This window comes from Acinetobacter sp. GG23, assembly GCF_057766365.1.
The window spans coordinates 267,278-274,088 of the sequence record NZ_JBYMDJ010000004.1; the positions used below are offsets into that span (position 1 = coordinate 267,278).

The window sequence follows — 6,811 nt, forward strand, 5'->3', positions numbered from 1 at the left end:
TATGTATCAAATTAATGCCTTAAACCCAAAAGATGAAGGGCATCACACGCGCAAGCGTTTTGGTCAAAACTTCTTACATGACCAACGTGTCATTGCAAAAATTGTCCGTTCAGTTAATCCACGTACAGGCGATAACATCGTCGAAATTGGCCCAGGTCTTGCGGCATTAACTTCACCTTTAATTGGTGAATGTGATGCTTTGACTGTGATCGAGCTGGATCGTGATTTGGCTGCAGGGTTGCCGGGTCGTGTACCGCATCCCGAGCGTTTAACCATTGTTGAAGCTGATGCATTGAAATATGATTTTACTGAATTATTTAAGGAAGATCGTCCGCTACGTGTAGTCGGTAACTTACCTTATAATATTTCGACACCGCTTTTGTTCCATCTCTTGGAATTTGGTGACAAAGTAAAAGACATGCACTTCATGTTACAAAAAGAAGTGGTTGATCGTATTACCGCTTCACCAAATACGAAAGAATATGGTCGTTTATCGGTGATGATTCAGTATTACTGTAAACCGACGTTTTTATTTGAAGTACCGCCTGGGTCTTTTAACCCACCACCGAAAGTGACTTCTGCGGTGTTCCGTTTAGAGCCTTATGCTGTGAAACCTGTGATCGCTAAAAATGAAAAAGCTTTGGCACGTTTGGTTTCGCATGTCTTTACCCAACGTCGTAAAACTTTGCGTAATAGTTTAAAAGGGATGTTGGTAGAAGAAGCTTTTGAAAATGTAGGCATCGATCCGATGGCTCGTCCAGAAACTTTAACCATGGCTCAATTTGTGGCTTTGTCAGATCAAATGGTGGCTTAAGTGACACGCTCCGAGATTAGATATAACTATGTAATTGGTGATGTTCAAGGCTGTTTTGAAGCCTTAAAAGCGTTGCTAAAAGAAATCAAGTTCGATCCCGATCAAGATTTTATCTGGTTTGCAGGTGATTTGGTTGCACGTGGTGAAAACTCGCTTGGTGCATTGCGGTTTGTTAAAAAACTTGTTGATAGTGGAGTAGCCGCAACAGTATTGGGCAATCATGACCTGACCCTTTTAGCCTGTGCGCGTGGTTTGAAAGAGTTGAAAGATCGAGATAATACCCGTGATGTGATTGATGCGATTGATAGTGATGATTTAATTGACTGGTTACGCAAACAGCCATTGTGTCTTTTCCCGAATGATCAAACTATTTTGACTCATGCGGGTATTCCATGCATCTGGTCAGCAGAACAAACTTCTGCTTTGGCAAAAGAAGTTGAAGCGATCATCAGTCATGAAGACTTTGCTGTGCTCGATGCTTTCTTGGCCGAAATGTACGGTACAGAACCTGACCTCTGGTCGGATGATCTAGGAGGTAATGCACGCATACGTTGTATTACCAACTATTTGACTCGTATGCGTTTAACCGATAGCCAAGGTCGCTTAGAGTTTAGCTTTAAAGATTCACTTGATGATCCCATGCCTCAAGGCTTTAAACCGTGGTTTGAATTTGAATCGGAAGCTGCGAAAACACATCAATTGATCTTTGGACACTGGGCTGCATTACAGGGTAAAAGCATTAATCCACAGATTCAGAATGTCGATGGCGGCTGTGTTTGGGGTAATCAGTTGATTGCCTATCGTCTGGAAGATAAAGAAATATTTAAAGTTAATAATCCAATGATGTAATGTTGAGATAATTTACAAAGTAAAAGAGCCACATGATGTGGCTCTTTTTTATTATTCCTTATTTAGTCAAGTCTAATCCAGGTTTGACTACGTCCCAAAGTTGAAATACCCATATAGGCTCTCAAAGTTAGACGCTTGCCTGTCGCATTTAATTTAACTTTGGCATCATAAACATTACCTGCTAATGGATCAATCACACGACCTTTTTCATAGTTATTGGTTCCTGACACTTGTTTTAAACCTTTAATGATTTCCATACCTAAAATTGGATCATTGGTATATGGAGCAGGACATTTATTACACGTTTCACGGGGAGTATAACCAGGACGGGGGGTGATTTTAACAATTTTACCTGTATAGGTATTATTGGCTTCTTTATCAATTTTAATGATTGCTTTGGCAGCACCGGTTTTATCATCAATCTGCTGCCAAGTTCCAGAAATATCCTCAGCAAAAATATTGCCACTAAAAAGTACACCCGCCAAAGTTGCAAGCAATATATTCTTTTGCATAAAAATACCTTTCCATAACCGAATGCTTTTTGTTGAGTCGGTATATTAGAATGATTATGTAATTAGTCAATATTCTGGAGAGTGTGCAAAAAATGAGAGCATTTTATTGACTAATGTAAAAAAAGCCACTTTAGTGTGGCTTTTTATTGAGCTGAGCTTCTGATTAGTCTATCCGAAGCCAAGTTTGACTGCGTCCTAGTGCGGAGATACCGATATAACCGCGTAAGGTTAAGCGTTTACCATTGGTACTTAACTTAACTTTGGCATCATAAATTTTGCCTGCAAGCGGGTCAATTATACGTCCTTGTTCATAATTATTTGTATCAGGCACGTGTTTCAAACCGGTGAGCACATCCATGCCTAAAATTGCTTTATTGGTATAAGGCGCTGGACATTTGTTACAGATTTCACGCGGTGTATAACCTGGACGAGGGGTAACTTTGGTGATTTTTCCTGTAAAAGTATTATTGCTTTCTTTACGAATTTCAATAATCGCTTTAGGTGAACCGGTTTTATCGTCAATTTGTTGCCACGTTCCCGACAGGTCTTGTGCCAATACATTCCCACTGAAAAATAAGCTAGCGAAAGTCGCGAGAAAAATATTCTTTTTCATATCAATTCCTTTGAATGTGGAGAGTAATTTTTTTATCCATAAGAACATATTATGAGCGTTTAAAAATTAGTCAAGCTAGTGCATCATAAAAAATTAAAATAATGTGAAATGTTTAAATAAAGATAAATAAAAAGCCACATCGTGCGGCTTTTTGTCAGAATTAATCGCTTTTAATCCAGGTTTGAGTACGACCCAAAGCAGAAATTCCAATATAACCGCGTAATATAAAACGTTTACCATTCGCGGAAACTCGTCCTTTCAAACCATAGGTTTTGCCTGTTAAAGGATCAAGGATACGACCGTTTTCATAATTGTTCCCATTGGCATGCTGTAAGCCTTTAAACACTTCTAAGCCTAGTATGGGTTGATCTGTGTAAGGGGGCGGGCAGTGGAAACATGTTTCTCGGGGCGTATAGCCTGGGCGGGGCGTAATTTTAATAATTTTGCCAGAATAAGATCCATTGGGTTGTTTCTGAATGTCAATCAGTGCCTTAGGTGAACCAGTTTTATCATCGATTTGTATCCATGTACCGGTTATCTCTTGAGCAAAAACTGGAAAACTGCCTAATAAAGCTATAAAAAATGCAGTATTAATTGCTATTTTTTTCATAAAATTTCCTTATTTAAATAAGTCTATTATCCTGTTGACTTATTTCAAGATGAGGGAGAAATACGAAATTAAGCAGTCTTATTGGACAAAAATTTTAAGCTCTCATTCGTACGACACTAACCCTCTATGCTGAATTGAATTTAGCATAATTTAATCTTGTTTAATCCAGGTCTGGCTACGCCCCAGTGCTGATACACCGACATAACCGCGTAAAGTGAGACGTTTACCATTCGCACTTAATTTTGCCTTACCGCTATAGATTCTGCCGCTGAGTGGATCAAGAACTTTGGCATTTACAAAATTGTTATCACCGGCTGGTTTTAACCCCGTTAAAACATCTAAACCTAAAATAGGTTTATTGGTATAAGGTGCCGGACAATCTACGCAGGTTTCTTTCGGTGTATAGCCTGGGCGCGGTGTAACTTTTATAATTTTAGCTGTATATGTACCATTGTTTTCTTGGCGAATTTCCAGAATTGCTTTTGACGAACCTGTTTTATCGTCAATATTTTTCCACATTCCTGAAATATCTTCTGCAAAAGCAAGACCGCTTAATGAAGAAAAAACCAACGCCGTTAAAAATTTAAATTTTCCCATTAAAAAATCCTTTCTATTAATGTTAATACACGTTCATTTTATGTTTATTTTTTGTACCAAGCAATCCTTTATTAATGTTTATTTCATCACATTTTTTGTAAATAAAGTATGAAGGCAGGTAACCAGATTGCGGTAAAAACTGCATTCACCGCCATGCCGAAAGCTGCGTAACGTCCTGCCACACTGCCTCGTTGCCAAGCTTGCGCCGTACCAATTGCATGTGCAGCCAAGCCCAATGCCAGACCGGAAGCTCTCTCATCGTGAATATGACGCAAAATAAATGGAGAAAAAGCTGCGCCAATCACGCCCGATAAAATGACAATTAAAATCACCAGAGTAAGAGGAGCATGTAATAAAGTAGCAATATTAATGGCAATAGGAGTAGTGACCGCTCGAGTTGCGAAGGCCATAATGCTTGCGTCAGACATATGCAATAAATAGGCGAGTCCCATCGGTAAAGCAACTGCACTAATACTGGCAAAGACCAGAATGCCGACAATGGCCTTGAGGGGTAAGTCATCATAACGCATGGCTGCAAGTGGAATAGCCAAGGCAACAGTGACATAGCCGAGTAAATGATTGAAGAGTGGATTGACTTGGGTCATATAAGATTCGTAAGGAATCCCAAATACAAATAATAATCCAATAATGAAAAACATGCCGATGACAATGACTGGAACTTGTGGAAGCTTTTTATTTAAAGGTTTGGCAATCAGATAGGCGAAAAGAGTCAATATAAAACCGTAGAGTACTGCTAACATGATATATCCTCTATAACCAGCGTTTGGCCATTTTTGCGTAGACCCATAATGGAATGAGGGTACTGATACACATCACTACCAGGAAAACAGGAATTTCCTTTCCCATGTGTACCAGCATAATCAGTGAACCTGCACTAATAGGTAAAAAAGCAAAGGCACTTTCTTTCATGATTTTATTATTGGTATCGACTAAACGCGCAGGTAATTTGTGGACATTTCTCCAAATAAGCAGAGTCAGCAATAAGCTAATCAAGCCAACCAAATTACCCAGTTCAGGATGATTAAATTGCGTCATTAACCATACTGCTCCCTCACGAAAGCAGATAATCAATGCCAGTGTACCAATCCATGCTGGCCAGTCGATTGTTTTTATTCCGTCCATTTTTACCAAACTTTAAAAGTATACTTATCACGTTTTAACCGATTTATCTTTTGATTTCAAATTCCTCAAGCGGTTTTTTAAATTGCGTGGCTTTTTTTCCCAGAATTTCATCAATCGGTAAATGTGCCTGTTTAATCAGTTGCTCCAGCTTTTGTGGGGCAATAATGACGTGCAAATGCAGATTGCCATCTTCATCATGATTTTCAGTTTGAATGACATTGAGCGCATACAGTTGAGTACGCAATTTTCCATATTCGGGTTTTAACACCAGCTCGAAACTTTGCAAGTGTCCCATCAAGCATTCTTGAACGGCTTGGCGTAACAAGTCAACACCTTGGTTGGCATGTGCAGATACATAGACACGATCAGGCAAATGCGGTTTGGCATACACAATTTTGGCATCTTCACCGCTCAGGTCAATTTTGTTATAAACCCGCAGTACCGGAACATCGACCCCAATTTCTTTTAAAACCGCTTCTACGGCTTCAATTTGTTCCTGCATATCGGGACTGCTGGAATCAATAACATGCAGCAGCAAAGTCGCCTCAGCCGTTTCCTCAAGTGTGGCTTTAAAGGATTCTACCAGGGCATGAGCTAAGTTACGGACAAAACCCACGGTATCGGCCAGAACCAAAGCACCAATCCCATCCCAATTTAAACGGCGTAAAGTTGGATCGAGTGTTGCAAACAGTTGGTCGGCCGCATAAACGTCAGAGCACGCCAAGAGGTTAAATAATGTCGATTTACCTGCATTGGTATAACCGACAAGAGATACTGTAGGAATAGCGGCTTTCTGGCGTGCAGAACGACCTTGCATACGGGTTTGGCGAACCTTTTCCAGTTTGTCTTTTAGCTGTCCAATACGTAAACGCAGTAAACGACGATCCGTTTCCAGTTGTGTTTCCCCTGGTCCGCGTAAACCGATACCGCCTTTTTGACTATCTAAACTGATACCGCTTCCGACCAGTCGTGACGATAGATAATCCAATTGTGCCAATTCAACTTGAAGTTTACCTTCATGAGTACGGGCACGTTGGGCAAAGATGTCCAGAATAAGCCGGGTACGGTCAATCACGCGGCATTGAATGACTCTTTCTAAGTTGCGTTCTTGAGAAGGACTGAGGGAATGATCAAAAATGACCAAATCTATTTCTAATTCTTTGACTCGCTCTGCGATTTCTTCTGCTTTTCCAGAGCCGATAAACAGTTTTGGATCCGGTTTGATCCGTTGAGCAGTGATATGTTCTACAATTTCCGCACCTGCGGACTGGGCCAATAAGCGAAATTCTTCTGCATCAAGGTCATCTAAAAGTTGTACAGAGACACTTACTAATAGGGCACGTTCGCCACCTTGATGTCGCTCAAAATATTCCACTAAATGTTATCTCAACTAAATGAAAACTTTATTCTAGTAGAAAATAAGCACGGATAGTAAAAAATAGACCGCCCTTGTCAAACTAACGCAAGCAAAGCTCCAATAAATAAAAATATTCTGTCCAAATATAAAATACATCCTCCATAAATTGATTTTAAATAATTGATAATATTTATATTTTTTATATACCAAGATTGTTAAATGATGTAGATTCATTCGTATAATTTTTGTTTTAGATAAAAGTATTAGACCTCTTGCGAAAGTAAAAACCACCTCAATATAAATTTCATGAGATATC

9 protein-coding genes are annotated in these 6,811 nt (G+C 39.5%); 2 read left to right on the forward strand and 7 right to left on the reverse strand.

Annotation, left to right across the window (positions count from 1 at the left end):
- The first annotated feature begins 1 nt into the window (after position 1).
- Positions 2–814 (forward strand): 16S rRNA (adenine(1518)-N(6)/adenine(1519)-N(6))-dimethyltransferase RsmA, encoded by an 813-nt coding sequence (gene rsmA / locus AC3CAU_RS09575; protein WP_424619795.1) that lies wholly within the window; start codon positions 2–4, stop codon positions 812–814.
- A complete protein-coding gene (locus AC3CAU_RS09580) occupies positions 815–1,663 on the forward strand; it encodes a symmetrical bis(5'-nucleosyl)-tetraphosphatase (protein ID WP_424619793.1) in 849 nt (282 codons plus the stop codon).
- A gap of 62 nt (positions 1,664–1,725) precedes the next feature.
- On the opposite strand, the gene AC3CAU_RS09585 is transcribed toward AC3CAU_RS09580, so the two are convergent.
- The 7 genes from AC3CAU_RS09585 to hflX form a co-directional block, all read right to left on the reverse strand.
- A complete protein-coding gene (locus AC3CAU_RS09585) occupies positions 1,726–2,175 on the reverse strand; it encodes a DUF2147 domain-containing protein (protein WP_131217694.1) in 450 nt (149 codons plus the stop codon).
- Positions 2,176–2,338: 163 nt separating this feature from the next.
- Positions 2,339–2,788 carry a DUF2147 domain-containing protein gene (locus AC3CAU_RS09590; RefSeq protein ID WP_131217693.1) on the reverse strand — a complete coding sequence of 150 codons (450 nt, stop codon included), beginning with the start codon at positions 2,786–2,788 and terminating at the stop codon, positions 2,339–2,341.
- 160 nt (positions 2,789–2,948) lie between these two features.
- Positions 2,949–3,398, reverse strand: coding sequence for a DUF2147 domain-containing protein (locus tag AC3CAU_RS09595; RefSeq protein WP_131217692.1), 450 nt, complete (start codon positions 3,396–3,398; stop codon positions 2,949–2,951).
- A gap of 150 nt (positions 3,399–3,548) precedes the next feature.
- Complete coding sequence (locus AC3CAU_RS09600; protein WP_131217691.1) at positions 3,549–3,995, reverse strand: DUF2147 domain-containing protein; 447 nt, start codon at positions 3,993–3,995, stop codon at positions 3,549–3,551.
- 86 nt (positions 3,996–4,081) lie between these two features.
- Positions 4,082–4,756, reverse strand: coding sequence for an LrgB family protein (locus AC3CAU_RS09605; protein WP_131217690.1), 675 nt, complete (start codon positions 4,754–4,756; stop codon positions 4,082–4,084).
- 10 nt (positions 4,757–4,766) lie between these two features.
- A complete protein-coding gene (locus AC3CAU_RS09610) occupies positions 4,767–5,138 on the reverse strand; it encodes a hypothetical protein (RefSeq protein WP_131217689.1) in 372 nt (123 codons plus the stop codon).
- A 43-nt stretch (positions 5,139–5,181) separates the two neighbouring features.
- The gene (gene hflX, locus AC3CAU_RS09615; protein ID WP_447054060.1) at positions 5,182–6,513 is read right to left on the reverse strand and encodes a ribosome rescue GTPase HflX; all 1,332 of its coding nucleotides are present in this window, start codon (positions 6,511–6,513) and stop codon (positions 5,182–5,184) included.
- Between the last annotated feature and the right edge of the window lie 298 nt (positions 6,514–6,811).